The following is a 16,080-nucleotide window of genomic DNA, read 5'->3' on the forward strand; positions in this document are numbered from 1 at the left end:
ACCGCCGGGCGGCCCTCACCCCCGTACCCGAGGAGAACCGCCGTGATACGCCCCGCCGCAGGAGTCCTCGCCGCCGCGCTGGCCGTGACGCTCCTGCCCGCCCTCCCCGCCGCCGCCGCCGCGGCCAAGGCGCCACCGCCGCCCCCGGACGCGAAACTGGCCGCCGAGCCCGCCCGCCACGACCTCACCCGGGAGCAGTTCTACTTCGTCCTCCCGGACCGCTTCGCCAACGGCGACCCGCGCAACGACCGGGGCGGCCTGACCGGCTCCCGGCTCCAGACCGGCCTGGACCCGACCGACAAGGGCTTCTACCAGGGCGGCGACCTCAAGGGGCTCACCGACCGGCTCGACTACGTCAAGGGCCTGGGGACGACGGCCATCTGGCTGGCGCCGATCTTCAAGAACCAGCCGGTGCAGGGCAAGGGCGACGACGTGTCGGCCGGCTACCACGGCTACTGGATCACCGACTTCACACAGGTCGACCCGCACTTCGGCACCAACGCCGACCTGGAGCGGCTGATCGACAAGGCGCACGCGAAGGGGATGAAGGTCTTCTTCGACGTCATCACCAACCACACCGCCGACGTCGTCGACTACCGCGAGGCCTCCTACTCGTACCTGTCCAAGGGCGCCTTCCCCTACCTGACCAAGGACGGGGTGCCCTTCGACGACGCCGACTACGCCGACGGCCGGCGCGCGTTCCCGAAGACGGACGCGGACTCCTTCCCGCGCACGCCGTTCGTGCCCGACGCGAAGAAGGACCTCAAGGTCCCGGCCTGGCTCAACGACCCGCGGATGTACCACGACCGGGGCGACTCCACCTTCGCCGGGGAATCCTCCGAGCAGGGCGACTTCTACGGGCTCGACGACCTGTGGACCGAGCGCCCCGAGGTCGTCGAGGGGATGGAGAAGATCTACGAGAAGTGGGTCGGGGACTTCGACATCGACGGCTTCCGCATCGACACGGTCAAGCACGTCAACACCGGCTTCTGGACCCAGTGGGCCACCGCCCTCGACGCGTACGCGGCCGAGCGCGGCCGGGACGACTTCTTCATGTTCGGCGAGGTCTACTCCGCCGACACCGCCGTCACCTCGCCCTACGTGACGCGGGGCCGCCTCGACGCCACCCTCGACTTCCCGCTCCAGGACGCGATCCGCGCGTACGCCTCCCAGGGCGCGGGCGCCGGCCGGCTGGGCTCCGTCCTGGCCGACGACTACCGGTACACCACCGACAAGGCCAACGCCTACGAGCAGGTCACCTTCCTCGGCAACCACGACATGGGCCGCTTCGGGACCTTCCTGAAGCAGGACCGGCCGGGTGCGGGGGAGCAGGAGCTGCTGGACCGCTACCGGCTCGCCAACGAGCTGATGTTCCTCTCCCGGGGCAACCCGGTCGTCTACTCCGGTGACGAGCAGGGCTTCACCGGCGCGGGCGGGGACAAGGACGCGCGGCAGCCGCTGTTCGCCTCGCAGGTCGCCGACTACCTCGACGACGACCAGCTCGGCACGGCCCGCACCCACGCGAGCGACGCCTACGATCAGCAGCACCCCCTCTACCGGCAGATCAGTGCCCTCTCGAAGCTGACCAGGGCCCACCCCGCCCTGCGCGACGGAGTGCAGAGCGAGCGGCTCTCCGACGGCTCCGTGTACGCCTTCGCGCGCACGGACGACGGCAAGGGCGGCCGCAAGGGCGGCCGCACCGAGTACCTGGTCGCCGCCAACAACGCCGCCGAGGCCCGCACGGTGCAGCTCGACGCCCCCGCCGGCGCCCAGTACCGCACCCTCTACGGCGGCACCGCCCTGATCCGCGCCTCCGCCGCCGGCAAGCTCACCGTCACCGTCCCGGCCCTCGGCTCGGTCGTCCTCCAGGGCGTCACCCCGCTCGCCGCGCCCGCCACCCGGCCCTCCCTCACCCTCAAGGCCCCGGCCCCCGGCGCCGCGGGCACCGTCGAGCTCTCCGCCGACGTCACCGGCGGGGCCCTGAACCGCGTCGTCTTCGCCGCCCAGACCGGCACCGGCCCGTGGCAGGTCCTCGGCTCCGCCGACCACGCCCCGTACAAGGTCACCCAGCACGTCGAGGCCGCACCCGGCACCCCCCTGCGCTACAAGGCCGTCGTCGTCGACTCCGCCGGCCGCACCGCCGGCGCCCTCGCCGCGTCCACCGCCGGCCGGACGCCCCCGCCGGAGGTCCCGACCGCCACCCAGCGCGACTACGCGGTCGTCCACTACAACCGGCCCGACGGCGACTACACGAACTGGCGGCTCTACGCCTGGGGCGACCTCGCCGACGGCGAGAGCACCCCGTGGCCCGAGGGCCACGCCTTCACCGGCCGCGACGCCTACGGCGCCTTCGCCCACGTCAAGCTCAAGCCCGGTGCCTCCTCGGTGAGTTACCTGGTCATCGACAAGGACGGCACCAAGGACGTCGCCGCCGACCGCACCATCGACGTCACCCGGACCGGCGAGATCTGGCTGGAGCAGGGCGAGGAGGCCGCCCGCACCGACCGCCCCGCCTACCCGCCGCAGGACACCGGCAAGGCCGTCCTGCACTACCAGCGCCCCGACGGCGCCTACGACGGCTGGGGCCTGCACGTCTGGACCGGCGCCGCGCAGCCCACCGACTGGTCCGCCCCGCTGCTGCCCGCCCGCACCGACTCCTACGGCGCGGTCTACGAGGTCCCGCTCGCCGCCGGCGCCACCAGCCTGAGCTACATCCTGCACAAGGGCGACGAGAAGGACCTGCCCACCGACCAGTCCCTCGACCTCGCGGCCACCGGCCACGAGGTGTGGATGCTCGGCGGCAGCCCGTCCTACCTGCTGCCCCAGCCCGCCGGCTCCGCCGCCGCCCTCGACCTCACCAAGTCCGAGGCCGTCTGGCTCGACCGGAACACCGTCGCCTGGAAGGCCCCGCAGGCCGCCGCCTCCGTGCAGCTCCTGGCCTCGCCCACCGGCGCCGTCACCACCGGCGACGGCACCCTCCGCGAGGGCGGCGCCGCATGGCTGCGCCTGGCCCGGACCGAGCTCACCGCCGCCCAGAAGGAGAAGTTCCCGCACCTGGCCGCGTACCCGGCCTACACCGTCGACCCGCGCGACCGCGACCGGGTCCGCGCGGCCCTGCGCGGCCAGCTCGTCGCCTCCGCCCGCGCCGCCAACGGCGCCGTCCTCGCCGCCACCGGCGTCCAGCTCGCCGGAGTCCTCGACGACCTCCACGCGACCAACGCCCCCCTCGGCCCGGTCTTCCACGACGGCCGCCCCACCCTCTCCGTCTGGGCGCCGACCGCCCAGAAGGTGGCCCTCGAACTCGACGGCCGCACCGTGCCCATGCGCCGCGACGACGCCACCGGCGTCTGGTCGGTGCGCGGCGAACGCGGGTGGACCGGGAAGCCCTACCGCTACGACATCACCGTCTGGGCCCCCAGCACCCGCCAGGTCGTCCGCAACCTCGTCACCGACCCGTACTCCACCGCCCTGACCGCCGACTCCGCCCGCAGCCTCGTCGTCGACCTCGCCGACCCGAAGCTCGCCCCGCCCGGCTGGCGCGGCCTGCGCAAGCCCGCCGCCGTCCCCTTCACCACCGCCCAGATCCAGGAGCTGCACGTCCGGGACTTCTCCGTCGCGGACCGCACCTCCCGGCACCCCGGCCAGTACCTGGCCTTCACCGACACCGCCTCGGCCGGCATGCGCCACCTGCGCGACCTGGCCGCCGCCGGCACCTCCTACGTCCACCTCCTGCCCGTCTTCGACATCGGCACCATCCCCGAGAAGCCGGGCGACCGCACCGAACCTGCCTGCGACCTGAAGGTCTACGCCCCCGACTCCGAGCAGCAGCAGGCCTGCGTGGCCGCCGCCGCCGCGAAGGACGCGTACAACTGGGGCTACGACCCCCTGCACTACAGCGTCCCCGAGGGCAGCTACGCCAGCGACCCGGACGGCACCGCCCGCACCGTCGAGTTCCGCAGGATGGTCCAGTCCCTCAACGGGGCCGGGCTGCGCACCGTGATGGACGTGGTCTACAACCACACCGTCGCCTCCGGCCAGGCCGAGACCTCGGTCCTCGACCGCGTCGTCCCCGGCTACTACCAGCGGCTGCTGCCCGACGGCAGCGTCGCCAACTCCACCTGCTGCTCCAACACCGCACCCGAGAACGCCATGATGGGCCGCCTCGTCGTCGACTCCGTCGTCACCTGGGCCAGGGAGTACAAGGTCGACGGATTCCGCTTCGACCTCATGGGACACCACCCCAAGGCCAACATCCTGGCCGTCCGCAAGGCCCTCGACGAGCTCACCCCCGCCAAGGACGGGGTCGACGGAAAGAAGATCATCCTCTACGGGGAGGGCTGGAACTTCGGCGAGGTCGCCGACGACGCCCGCTTCGTCCAGGCCACCCAGAAGAACATGGCCGGCACCGGCATCGCCACCTTCTCCGACCGGGCCCGCGACGCCGTCCGCGGCGGCGGCCCCTTCGACGAGGACCCGCGCGTCCAGGGCTTCGCCTCCGGCCTGTTCACCGAGCCCAACGGCTCGGCCGCCAACGGCACCCCCGCCGAGCAGCGCGCCCGGCTGCTGCACGCCCAGGACCTGATCAAGGTCGGCCTGTCCGGGAACCTCGCCTCCTACGCCTTCACCGACACCACCGGACGCCGCACCAAGGGCTCCGAGGTCGACTACAACGGCTCGCCGGCCGGCTACGCGGCCGCCCCCGGCGACGCCCTGGCCTACGCCGACGCCCACGACAACGAGACCCTCGCCGACGCCCTGACCTTCAAGCTCCCGCCCGCCACCAGCCCCGCCGACAAGGCCCGCATGCAGGTCCTGGCGATGGCGACGGCCACCCTCTCCCAGGGCCCGTCCCTCTCCCAGGCCGGGACCGACCTGCTGCGCTCCAAGTCCCTGGACCGCAACTCCTACGACAGCGGCGACTGGTTCAACGCGATCCAATGGGACTGCCGCGACGGCAACGGCTCCGGCCGCGGCCTGCCCCCGGCCGCCGACAACGGGCCCAAGTGGAGCTACGCCAAACCCCTGCTGACGCTCCCCGCCCCCGGCTGCCCGGAGATCACCGGAGCCTCGGCCGCCTACCGCGACCTGCTGCGCATCCGCACGACGGAACGCTCCTTCGCCCTCACCACCTCCGAGGTGGTGCAGGAGCGGCTGGCCTTCCCGCTCTCCGGCACGGACGAGACCCCCGGCGTCATCACCATGACCCTGGGCGACCTCGTGGTGGTCTTCAACGCCACCCCCACCACCCGGACCCAGCGCGTCCCGGCCCTCGCCGGCCGCGACTACGCCCTCCACCCGGTCCAGGCGGCCGGGTCCGACGCCACCGTCAAACGCTCCGGCTACGACGCGCGGACGGGGGAGTTCACCACCCCGGGCCGCACCGTCGCCGTCTTCAGGACCCTCACACGACCGTGAACCGGTCCAGCCGCTTCTCCAGCAGGATCACCCCGTAGCGCCGGCCGTCCGCGGCCTGCTTCGACGGGAACTCCCCGACCACCCGGTAGCCCGCGCCCTGGTAGTACGCGAGCAGCCGGGGGTTGGTGGAGACGCAGTCCAGCCGGGCCCGCGCCAGCCGGGACCGGGCGATCCGGCGCTCGGCGTGTTCGAGCAGCCGGCGCCCGGCCCCGGCCGGCGCGGTCCGGCGCTCCACCATCAGCCGGTGCACGTATCCCGCGACCGGCGGCTGCACCCCCCAGGCGTCCTCGTCGGACCAGCACAGTTCGTACCCGCCGACGATCCGCCCGTCACCGTCGCCCGCCAGCCACACCTCGCCCTCGCGCATCGCCGCGAGGAAGTGCGCGGCGTCCCTCTCGCCGGGCTTCCACTGCTCGATCCCGCGCTTCTGCATCCACCGGGCGGCCCGGTCGTACAGCTGCACCAGCGTGCCGGCGTCCTTCTCCCTGGCCTGCCGGAACAAGATCTCGTCGTCAATGATCACGCGGGCATTATCGCCACAGCGCCGATCACCGCGGAACGGGCGGCGCCTCGGGCCCGCCACCGGCCACCGCGTCCGGAATCCCGCCCGCCGCCAGCACGCCCAGCCGCCCCACCAACTGCCCGAAGGGTCCGTCGGCGGGCTCGTCGGCCAGGATGCGCACCAGCAGCGCGGCCATCTCCGCGTCGTACGCGGCGCTCACCGCGGCCAGCGCCGCGAAGTCGTGCACCAGCTGCAACTCCAGCTCGGCGCGCGGGATCCGCCGCCCGTCCAGCCAGATCAGCGCCGTCGACTCGGCCAGCGACACCCACGAGCGCACCACGAGCTCCAGCCGCGCCGGCGGCTCGGACACCCCCAGGTGCGCCACGATCTGCTCGTACGCCGCCCGCCGCACCTCGTCGATCATCGCGTGGGTCTGGCTGCTGCCCACCGCCGGCCCCCCGCGCATCAGCGCCGAGAAGCCCGGGCCGTGGTCGTCGACGAACGCGAAGAACCGGCCCATGACCCGCAGCAGCCGCGCCCCCAGAGGCCCCTCGCGCGGCTCGACGAACCGCAGCGCCAGCTCGTCCGCGGCCCGCCGCAACGCCGCCTCGTACAGGCTCAGTTTGCCGGGGAAGTAGTGGTAGACGAGCGGCCGCGATATCCCCGCGGCCGCCGCGATCTCGTCGATCGACACCTCGTCGGGCGACCGGTGGCTGAACAGCTCCAGGGCGACCCCGATCAGCTGCTGCCGCCGCTCCTCGACACCCATCCTGCGCCGCACCCCGGTTGTCATGCCGACACCCTAACTTCTCCGCCCGGCCCCGAACCCGTGCGGACGGCGCCCTACAGGTCCAGCACCAGCCGGTCGCCCGCGGCCCGCGACACGCACAGCAGCATGGAGTCCTCGCGCTCCCCGTCCGTCAGCAGCTCGTCGCGGTGGTCCACCTCGCCCGCCAGCACACGGTGCTGGCAGGTCCCGCAGAAGCCCTGCTCGCAGGAGTACGCGGTGCCCGGCAGCTCGCGGCGCACCGCCGTCAGCGCCGACTCGTCCGCCGCGACCTCCACCGTGCGCCCCGAGCGGCCCAGTTCCACCGTGAAGGGCCGGGCCGCACCGGCAGCCGCCGGGGCGAAGCGCTCCAGGCGGACCGCGGCCGGGTCGGCGGCGGCCGCCACCACGGCCGCCATCAGCGGCTCGGGCCCGCAGCAGTAGACCAGCGTGCCGGGCGCGGCCGCGGCGAGCGGGCCCAGGTCGGGCAGGCCCGTCTCGTCCTGCGGGCAGAGCGTCACCCGGTCCCCGTACGCGGCCAGCTCGTCCAGGAAGGGCATCGAGGCGCGCGACCGGCCCCCGTACAGCAGGGTCCATTCGGCGCCCGCCGCCGTGGCCGCGCGGAGCATCGGCAGCAGCGGGGTGATCCCGATGCCGCCCGCGACGAAGGCGTACGAGGACGCCGGGACCAGCTCGAACCGGTTGCGCGGCGCCCGCAGTTCCAGCTCCGCCCCCTCGACCAGCTGCGCGTGGGCCTCGCGGGAGCCGCCGCGGCCGTCCTCGACCAGGCGGATCGCCACCGCGTAGCGCCCGACGTCGGCCGGGTCCCCGCACAGCGAGTACGGGCGGACGAGCCCGGACGGCAGGGTGAGGTCGACGTGCGCGCCCGGCGTCCAGGCGGGCAGCTCGGGGGATTCCAGGACCAGGCGCAGGACACCGTGCGCCGGCTCCGTGCGGGAGACGACCAGCGCGCGCAGCGCGCGTCGCGGGGAGTGCCCCGACACGGGCTCCTCCAGCGCGGGCAGCGGCCAGAGCGGGGAGCGGCCTATGCGCCGGTTCAGGGCGCGCTTGGCGGCCCAGGCGCCGCCCGCCAGGGCGGTGGCCATCAGGACGCGCCTCATCCGCGGACACCGCCGTTCGCGCCGGGGGAGGAGGCCAGGTAGGCCACCGCCTGTGCGGTCGAGCCCTCCTGGGAGGGGTGGTAGGTGCGGGAGAGGTAGGTGGGGATGGACTGGAGCATGGCGCCCGCGGAGGGCAGGACGCCCTGCTGCCCGGCGCGCAGGAACTGGCCCAGCGAGGCCTTGCCGTCGACCAGCGACGGGTCGTTCTCCATGAAGAAGCGCACCCCCCGCTGCCACAGGAAGACCAGCGCGGAGAAGGCGGTCGCCCAGGTCCGGGCCCTGCGCCGGTAGCCCCCGTCCACGTGCATGAAGAGGTCGAAGGCCACCGAGCGGTGTTCGACCTCCTCGGCGCCGTGCCAGCGCAGCAGGTCCAGCATGGTGGGGTCGGCGCCCCGTCGGTCGAGCTCGTCCGCGTTCAGCACCCAGTCGCCGAGGAAGGCCGTGTAGTGCTCGATCGCCGCGATCAGCGCGACCCGCTCCATGAGCCACCACCGGCTCGCCCGGCCCGGCGGCAGGGTCCGGTCGCCCAGCAGCTTCTCGAACAGCCAGTCCACCTGCGCCGTGTAGGGGGTCGGGTCCAGGCCCAGCCGCTTCAGGTGGGGCAGCACGTCGTCGTGGGCGGCTGCGTGCATGGCCTCCTGCCCGATGAAGCCGACGACGTCCGCGCGCAGCTGCTCGTCCTCGACGTACGGCAGCACCTGCTTGTAGACGTGGACGAACCAGCGCTCGCCCGCGGGGAGCAGCAGGTGCAGCACGTTGATCATGTGACCGGCGAAGGGGTCCTTCGGCAGCCAGTGCAGCGGGGTGTCCTCCCAGCCGAAGGACACGTTCCGGGGCCTCAGGTCCACGTGTTCCGACGCCACGGGGACGGGCGCGAGCGGCGTATTAGACATGGCGTCAATGTACTGATGGGTAGAGGCGAGGAAAACCCCTCTGCACGCACTTCCTGCCACCGGCACCCGACCGGCACCCGACCGGCATCCGACCGAACCGAGCCCGCACCGCGCCCGGCTCAGCGCAGCGAACCCGCCTTGGAGCCGTCCGTGAGCCTGCCCGACAGGTCCACCTGGGCCCCGGCCGGAGCCTTGACCGCCAGCCGGTTGCCGTTCGCCGTCCCGCTCACCCCGCCGCCCGACGCGGACACCGAGGCGAACTGGGCACTGCCCGCCGCGACCACGTACCACTGCCCCGCCCGCGACTTCCACAGCACGCCCGCCAGCACCCGCGGTTCCCGGGACCCGCACGCAGGCGTCCCCTCCGCCCGGGCCGCCTGTGCGGCCGCCGACGCCCCCGGGGCGAGGAACTGCGCCTGCACCCGGTCCGCCGCGCCCTGCCAGGTCTCGGCCCGCGTGCACAGCCAGGCCGCCGTCCCGCCGCCCTCCGGCAGCGGCTGCTTCGCGTACGTCCACGCGTTGACCGTACGGACCCCGTGCGAGCGCACCGAGGGCAGCAGGCAGGCGATCCGCGACCAGTCGCCGAGCTCCGCCGCCTCCGTCACGTCGCGCTCGGCGCCCGGCGCGCCCGACGTCAGCCGGGCCGGGGTCAGCTCGCCGAGGTCGGTGATCAGCCGGGTGGCGCCGTCGCCGGTCAGGGCCAGGGCGTTCCAACTGCTGCAGGTCCCGGCCGGGGCCGGGCTGACGACCGGCGGGGTGACCCCGTCCGGGGTCGTCTTCAGCGCGGTCGGGCCCTCGCCCGGCTTCAGCAGGTCCCGCAGGGCCACGGCGGTGACCCAGGGCGCCGTCAGGTAGCGGACGTTGCCGTCGACCCGGCTGAGCACCAGCGCGGCCGCGGTCTGCGCCGACGCCCCGTCCGTCCGGGCGAAATCGAGGGCGGCCCCCGCGGTCCCGGCCCGCGGCTCCGCGTAGCGCACCACGCGCAACCCGTCGTACAGCAGGACCACGACGGCCTGGTCGACGGTGCCCGCGAACAGCAGTTGCGCCGGTCCCATCGCCGGCCCGGCAGGGGTGCCCGGCGTGGCCGAGACGGCCACCGAGGCCCCGGGCCGGGCCCAGACGGCCAGTGCCCGGCGCAGCAGTGCCGCGTCGTCCGCCCGGTCGCCGCGCGCCGGCCAGGTGGAGAAGTCCGTACGCGACGAGGCGCGCCACAGCGTCGGCGCGGCCCGCACCAGCCGGCCCGGGTCCAGGGCCTGTTCGGCCGCGGGGTTGAGCGCGTACGGCGGGGCGGCGGCCCCGTCGGCCCCCCAGCCCCCGCCCGGCAGCGCGAGCAGGGCCCCGCACACGGCCAGGGCCGCCGCGGCCGCGAGGGATCCCCGCACGAGACGGCGCCGGCGCAACAGGTCGGTCGGCCGGGCCTGGAGCACGCACGGGTCGAACTCGGGAGAGGCGAAGAGCGCGTCGTGCGCCGGTTCGCCGGACCCCGCGACCGCCGCGGCCGGGTCCGCGACCCCGGCCTCGTCGAGCACCCGCAGCACCTCGGGCTCCGACAGCCGCTCCAGGGCCCGCAGCACGCAGGCCGCGCGGCCGGGCCCGTCGAGCGTGGCCAGCCACTGGTCGAGGGCCAGCTCCTCGGCCCCGCCCGAGCGCGGGAACAGCCGCAGCCCCCACACCTGCGGCAGGGCCGGCGGCAGCTGCGCCCGCCGGGGCAGCGCGCGGAACGTCAGCGGCAGCCCGCCCTCCAGGGCGCCGCGCAGCACGCGCAGCCGGACGTACGCGTACCCGGAGTCCTCCGGCGCGCCCCCGCGCTGACCGGGCACCCCGCCCCGCACCGCCGGGACCGCCTCCCGCTCCCGCCGTCCGCGCGGCAGCGCCCGCTGGGCCAGCGCGTGGGCGGTGAGCACCCGCCGGTTGCGGCCGAGGGCGGGCGGCAGCACCAGGTAGGCGAGCCGCACCAGCCGCGGGTAGTGCTCGACGATGGCGGCCTCGGCCTGCTCGACGTCGGGAGACAGGGGGCGGGTGGCGGTATCCGGCGCAGTCACGTTCAGCAGAACGAGCGAATCGTCGGATGGTCACCCGCCCCGGCGCGCGCGCCGGGGCGGAGGGCTGAGGGCGGCCGGGGCTCAGGCCACCAGGCGGGCGCGCAGCGCCTCGACGGTGCCGTCGGGCACGCCGAGGCCCTCCCGGACGTACTTCTCCATGGAGCCGTAGCGCGTCTCGACCTCGTCCAGCGCCGCTTCCAGGTACGCGGGGAAGACCCCGATCAGCGCGAGCGCGATGTCCGGGTCGCCGCCCGCCGTCGTGAACCCCTCGATCATCGGGGCGAAGGCCCGCTTGACGGCCGGGTTCACCGACAGGTATTCGGCCATCAGGGTCTCGTCGTCCGCGCCGAGCAGGGAGAGGATGACCGTCGCGCCCCAGCCCGTACGGTCCTTGCCCGCCGTGCAGTGGAACAGCAGCGGGCCCGCCCCGGGGTCGGCGGCCTCGGTCAGCAGGGTCCGGTAGGCGGCCCGCGCGGACGCGGACCGCACGAAGGAGCGGTAGACGTCGGCGAACAGGGCCTGCGCCTTCCCGCCGCCCAGGTGCCGTTCGGCGACCGCCGGGTCCGACAGCAGGTCCTTGAGCTGGGCGGCGACGGGCATGCCGCCGGCCCGCATCTTGTCCGCGAGCACATCGCCGACCAGGACCCGGACGCCGGCCGGCACCCGGTCGGGGTGGTCGGCGCGCTCGGCCTCGGTGCGGAAGTCGATGACGGTGCGCAGCCCGAGGGCGGCCACCACCGGGTCGGCGTCGAGGTCGAGCCGGTCGAGCTGGCCGGAGCGCAGCACCAGGCCGGGACGGACGGTGCGGCCGCCGGAGAGCGGGGTGCCGCCGAGGTCGCGGAGGTTGGCGACGGTGGTGGAGGGGGTGGCGGTCATCGTGTCGGCTCCAGCGGTCTGCGGTCTGCGGTCTGCGGTCTGTGGTCAGCGGTGGGTGGTCAGCGGTGGGTGGTCGGGGGTGTGCGGGGCGTCCCCCGGGTGCGGCCCGCACGGCGACGCGGGGCTCGGGGGCTGCTTACTCGTGTCATTGTCGGGTCACGCAATTTTCCGATGTCTCGCCGCGGAAAGACAATCGGCGACCACCCCGACCCCGACCCCGACCCCCAGGGCCACCAGGTGCCCGGCGTCCGTGAACGTCCGGCCGCGTTTGACCACCGGCGCGGCGGCCAGCAGGACCAACCCCGCCCGGACTCCCGTCCGGACCGGCCCGTACGGCAGGGCGGAGGTCAGTGCGCCGAGCACGGCGTTGAACCCGTAGCTGGTGCCCACGTCCAGCGCCCGCCGCACGCGCGGATCGGGCGTCCGGTGCAGGACGCCGTAGACCAGCAGGGTCGCCGAGGCGTGCCCGAGCAGGAACACCCCGGCCGTCCACCAGGCCCCGTAGGCGTACTCGGCGTACCCCAGCACGGCGACGAGCAGCAGCGCGTACGGCAGCGGCATCGGCTCCTCGACGACGAAGGCGCTGGTCAGCAGCGTCTCCCAGCGTCCGGCGGTGAGGTTGTCGACGTTCGTCGAGCAGCCGCGCAGCAGCCGCTCCCGCTCCGCCTCCCCGATCCGCTCCAGGGCGTACGAGCCGAGCTGCACCCCGCCCGCGTAGACCGTGCTCAGGGGCGCCGGCCATGGCAATGGATTCACCCGCCCATGATCGGATACGGCCCTCCGGCGGGCATCACCGGGCCCCGTGCGAACATGGCCCGGCCATGTCAGGGACTCCCGCGCCGATGCGCGCCACGCGGGCCGCGATGTTCGCGGCGGTCTGCGTCGCTCTGGGTGCGCTGGGGCATTCGTACATGTCCGGTGCGGATGTTCCGCTCGTGGGGCTTCTCGGGGCCTTCGGGGTGACCGGCGTCCTCGCCTGGCTCGCCGCCGGGCACCGGCGGGGGCCGGTGGGCATCACCGCGGCGCTGCTCACCGTCCAGGGAGCCCTGCACCTCGCCTTCACCGCCGGCCAGGCCGCGGCGACCCGCTCCACCGCCGGCCCCGGCCCCGCGCCGATGCCCCACGGCCACCACCACACCCCGACGGGCGCCCCCGGCACGGCCCACGGCCACGCGGCGACGCACGCCGCCGGCACGCCGCCCACACCGGACCCGGGCGCCGCGCCCGGCACGGCGACCGTCCCTCCGGCCCCGGCGCATGCCCACGCCGGGGCAGCGGACCTGACGCACGCCCCCGGCGCCGCGGCGGACCTGACGCAGGTGTCCGGCGGGGCGGGCCCGCGGGGCGTTCCCGGGGCGGCCGACCTCGCGCACCTGCCGGGGGCCGCCGACCTCGCGGACGTGCCCGGGGCCGCGGACCTCGCGGACATGGCCGAGATGGCCGGGATGGCCGGGCACGGCGGGTTCGGGATGCTCGCCGCCCACGTGCTCGCCGGACTGTTCTGCGCCCTCTGGCTGGCGTGGGGCGAGGCCGCCGTCTTCCGGCTGGCCCGGGCCGTGCGCGCGGCCGCCCGCCACGCCGCCCGGCCGCTCGCCCACGCGTGCGTCCTGGTCCGCGCGCGGGCGGCGCACGCACCCGCCCCGGCCGTGTTCCCCGCGCCCTGCGAACGCCCGCGCCGCCTGCGCGGAGCCGTACACGCCCACACCGCGGTGCGCCGCGGGCCGCCCGGGGGCCGAGCCCTCCGCGTCACGGCCCCCGGCCGGCCCGCCCGCGCCTGACCGGCGCTCCTCCTCGCGGAGGGGGCGACACCGGGGGTCGATTCCCCCTGTCCCCGCCCTCACCTAGGAACCCCATGTCCCTCGACGCGCTCCACGACGCCCGCCCGCCGGGCCCCGACCCCGACCCCGCCACCGACGCCCCGGCACCCGCCCCCCGCGGCGGCTGGGCCGCGCTGCGGCCCCTGCTGCTGCGCATGCACTTCTACGCGGGCCTGCTCATCGCCCCGCTGCTCTTCGCGGCCGCCGCCACCGGGCTGCTCTACGCGGCCTCCTGGCAGGCCGAACGGATCGTCTACTCCGACGAGCTGACCGTGGCCCGGGTCGGCGGCGACCCGCTGGCGCTGAGCGCCCAGGTGGCCGCCGCCCGCAGCGCGGAGCCCCGGGGCGAGGTCGTGTCCGTGTGGCCCGCGCCCGACGCCGGGGCCACCACCCGGGTGATCATGGAGAGCCCGGGCCTCCCCGAGGGCCGGACCCTCACCGTCTTCGTCGACCCGTACACGGCCGAGGTGCGCGGCCGGCTCGCGACGGTCGGCGACGCACTGCCGCTGCGGGCCTGGCTGAGCGAGTTCCACTCCAGCCTCCAGCTCGGCGCGTTCGGCCGGAACTACAGCGAGCTCGCCGCGAGCTGGCTGTGGGTGGTCGCCCTCGGCGGCCTCGCGCTGTGGATCGGCCGCCGCCGCAAGCGGAGGTCGCAGCTGGTCCTCCCGGACCGCAGGGCCACCGGCCGGCGCCGCACGCTGTCCTGGCACGGCGCCGTCGGACTCTGGGCCGTCGTCGGCCTCGTCGCCCTCTCCGCCACCGGTCTGACCTGGTCGAGGTACGCGGGCGAGAACATCGGCCGGGTGCAGGACGGCCTCGGCGGAGCCACCCCCGCCGTCGCCGCCGAGCTGACCCCCGGCGCGGGCGCCGCGGGCGGCGACGAGCACGCCGGGCACGTCATGACCGACGGGATGGAGATGCCCCCGCCCGCGCCCACCGCGGACGTCGGCATCGACCGGGCCGTGGCCGCCGCCCGGGCGGCCGGCGTCACCGAGTCCCTCCAGGTGACGCTCCCGGCCCGCGGCAAGGGGTACGTGGTCAAGGAGAAGGACGCGCAGGTGCCGGTGCACCTGGACGCCGTCTCCGTCGACCCCGCCGACGGCCGGGTCATGGACGAACTGCGCTTCGCCGACTACCCGCTGCTCGCCCGACTGACCCGCTTCGGCATCGACCTGCACATGGGCCTGACCTTCGGGCTCGCCAACCAGCTCGCCCTGGCCGCGCTGGCCGCCGCGGTGATGTTCCTCGTCTTCTGGGGCTACCGCATGTGGTGGCTGCGCCGGCCGACGAAGGACCGCACGCTGTCCGCGGGCCGCGCCCAGCCGCGCGGGGCCTGGCGGAAGCTGCCGGTGACCGTGGTGCTGCCCGTGGTCGCCGTGACCGCCGCGGTCGGCTGGTTCGTCCCGATGCTCGGCATCAGCCTGGCCGTCTTCCTCGTGGCCGACGCCGCGCTCGGCTTCGCGGCCGGCCGTCGGGCGAAGGCGGCGCGGGCGACCTAGACCGTCTGCCCGCGGGCCCGCGACGGCCGGTGGGCCCGTACTCCCCCTCGTGAGTACGGGCCCACCGTGGCGCGGTCGACGGTCCGGTCAGGGCGCGTACTTGTAGCCCACCCGGCGCACGGTCTGGATCGCGCCGCGGTGGGAGGCGCCCAGCTTGCGGCGCAGCCGGGCGATGTGCACGTCCACGGTCCGGCCGTCGCCGACGTGGCCGTAGCCCCAGACCGTGGTGACCAGCTGGTCCCGGCTGTGCACCCGGTGCGGGTGCTTCACCAGGTGGGCGAGGAGCTCGAACTCCAGGTAGGTCAGGTCGAGCACGGTCCCGTCGACCTCGGCGGTGCGCTGCGCCGTGTCGATCCGTACGAGGGGGTCGCCGACCGTGGCGGCGGTGCCCGGACCGGCCGCGGCCGGGGCCTGCGGCGCCTGCGGGGCGGCGGTCGGGAAGCCGTGCGGCGCGAAACCGGCCGGCGGCTGCTGGTCGGCGGGGACCAGCACCAGGTAGCCGATCATCGGGGGCTGTCCGGGGAGCGCGGGCAGCGTGTGCTGGGGCGCGGGCAGCCAGGTGGCGCCCGGCGGCAGCAGGTCCACGACCCGGGCCACCTCGTCGCGGTCGACGGCGCGCAGGCGGTGGCGCGGACTGGGAGGGAAGGTCAGGGGAGGGGCGGTCGCTGCGGAGGCGGCGGAGGTGAGGGAACGGGTGTTCGCCATGAGTGGTCAGCTCTTTCACGCGGAGTGGTCGGCAGAAGACGTGCGTACGTCGTCGATGTCGGCACCGCGCAGACCGAAGGCCCCGGGGGGAGGTCGGACAGGACGTCCCGGAGGCTTTAGAGGGCCGGCGCGTTCTTCGCGCGGCAACACACCCGGTCGAAATCGTGGTCCTGGCGAGAAGGCCAGAACGGCTCGAGGTCGCTGCGACCTGACGAGGTGTACGAGGTGTACGAGTGGCTGGCCATGCGGTCATTCAAGCAGAAGGAGCGTTCCCCGGGCAGGGTCCGTCTCAGCCCGTGGATCGGAATCTCATATTCAGCGTTCACCTCGCCGTCATACCCCTGCATTCCCGACAAAATATTCTTCCGAGGCCGCCCGTCCTCCAGCGGTCTCCACGACCCCGTCCCGCATGCCGGTCACCCTCCCCGCGGGCCCGCACGCGCC

11 protein-coding genes are annotated in these 16,080 nt (G+C 75.1%); 3 read left to right on the top strand and 8 right to left on the bottom strand.

Going from position 1 to position 16,080, the window contains the following annotated elements; genetic code table 11:
• Positions 1-42: 42 nt before the first annotated feature.
• Positions 43-5,415, top strand: coding sequence for a pullulanase-type alpha-1,6-glucosidase (pulA, locus tag CP968_RS23540; RefSeq protein ID WP_150519888.1), 5,373 nt, complete (start codon positions 43-45; stop codon positions 5,413-5,415).
• Here the strand turns inward: pulA and CP968_RS23545 are convergent.
• From CP968_RS23545 to CP968_RS23575, 7 genes are all read right to left on the bottom strand, one after another.
• A complete protein-coding gene (locus tag CP968_RS23545) occupies positions 5,402-5,938 on the bottom strand; it encodes a GNAT family N-acetyltransferase (protein WP_150519889.1) in 537 nt (178 codons plus the stop codon). The genes pulA and CP968_RS23545 overlap by 14 nt on opposite strands.
• A 25-nt stretch (positions 5,939-5,963) precedes the next feature.
• On the bottom strand, positions 5,964-6,710 hold the full coding sequence (locus CP968_RS23550) for a TetR/AcrR family transcriptional regulator (protein WP_150519890.1): 747 nt from the start codon (positions 6,708-6,710) through the stop codon (positions 5,964-5,966).
• A 50-nt stretch (positions 6,711-6,760) separates the two neighbouring features.
• Complete coding sequence (locus tag CP968_RS23555; protein WP_150519891.1) at positions 6,761-7,804, bottom strand: PDR/VanB family oxidoreductase; 1,044 nt, start codon at positions 7,802-7,804, stop codon at positions 6,761-6,763.
• Positions 7,801-8,697 carry a metal-dependent hydrolase gene (locus CP968_RS23560; protein WP_150519892.1) on the bottom strand — a complete coding sequence of 299 codons (897 nt, stop codon included), beginning with the start codon at positions 8,695-8,697 and terminating at the stop codon, positions 7,801-7,803. Before CP968_RS23560 ends, CP968_RS23555 begins: the two co-directional genes overlap by 4 nt.
• A 119-nt stretch (positions 8,698-8,816) precedes the next feature.
• Positions 8,817-10,739, bottom strand: coding sequence for a hypothetical protein (locus CP968_RS23565; RefSeq protein ID WP_373304066.1), 1,923 nt, complete (start codon positions 10,737-10,739; stop codon positions 8,817-8,819).
• Between the two features lie 81 nt (positions 10,740-10,820).
• Positions 10,821-11,615 (bottom strand): tyrosine-protein phosphatase, encoded by a 795-nt coding sequence (locus tag CP968_RS23570; RefSeq protein WP_150519894.1) that lies wholly within the window; start codon positions 11,613-11,615, stop codon positions 10,821-10,823.
• A 156-nt stretch (positions 11,616-11,771) separates the two neighbouring features.
• Positions 11,772-12,371, bottom strand: coding sequence for a rhomboid-like protein (locus tag CP968_RS23575; protein ID WP_229886357.1), 600 nt, complete (start codon positions 12,369-12,371; stop codon positions 11,772-11,774).
• A 65-nt stretch (positions 12,372-12,436) separates the two neighbouring features.
• Between CP968_RS23575 and CP968_RS23580 the strand changes: the two genes are divergently transcribed.
• Complete coding sequence (locus CP968_RS23580) at positions 12,437-13,393, top strand: hypothetical protein (RefSeq protein ID WP_150519895.1); 957 nt, start codon at positions 12,437-12,439, stop codon at positions 13,391-13,393.
• Between the two features lie 74 nt (positions 13,394-13,467).
• Positions 13,468-14,931, top strand: a complete 1,464-nt coding sequence (locus CP968_RS23585; RefSeq protein ID WP_150519896.1) for a PepSY-associated TM helix domain-containing protein — start codon at positions 13,468-13,470, stop codon at positions 14,929-14,931.
• Between the two features lie 87 nt (positions 14,932-15,018).
• Here the strand turns inward: CP968_RS23585 and CP968_RS23590 are convergent, their stop codons facing one another.
• Positions 15,019-15,636, bottom strand: a complete 618-nt coding sequence (locus tag CP968_RS23590; protein ID WP_150519897.1) for a winged helix-turn-helix domain-containing protein — start codon at positions 15,634-15,636, stop codon at positions 15,019-15,021.
• Positions 15,637-16,080 lie beyond the last annotated feature (444 nt).

It is taken from the genome of Streptomyces subrutilus, assembly GCF_008704535.1.
GTDB classification, from domain to species: domain Bacteria; phylum Actinomycetota; class Actinomycetes; order Streptomycetales; family Streptomycetaceae; genus Streptomyces; species Streptomyces subrutilus.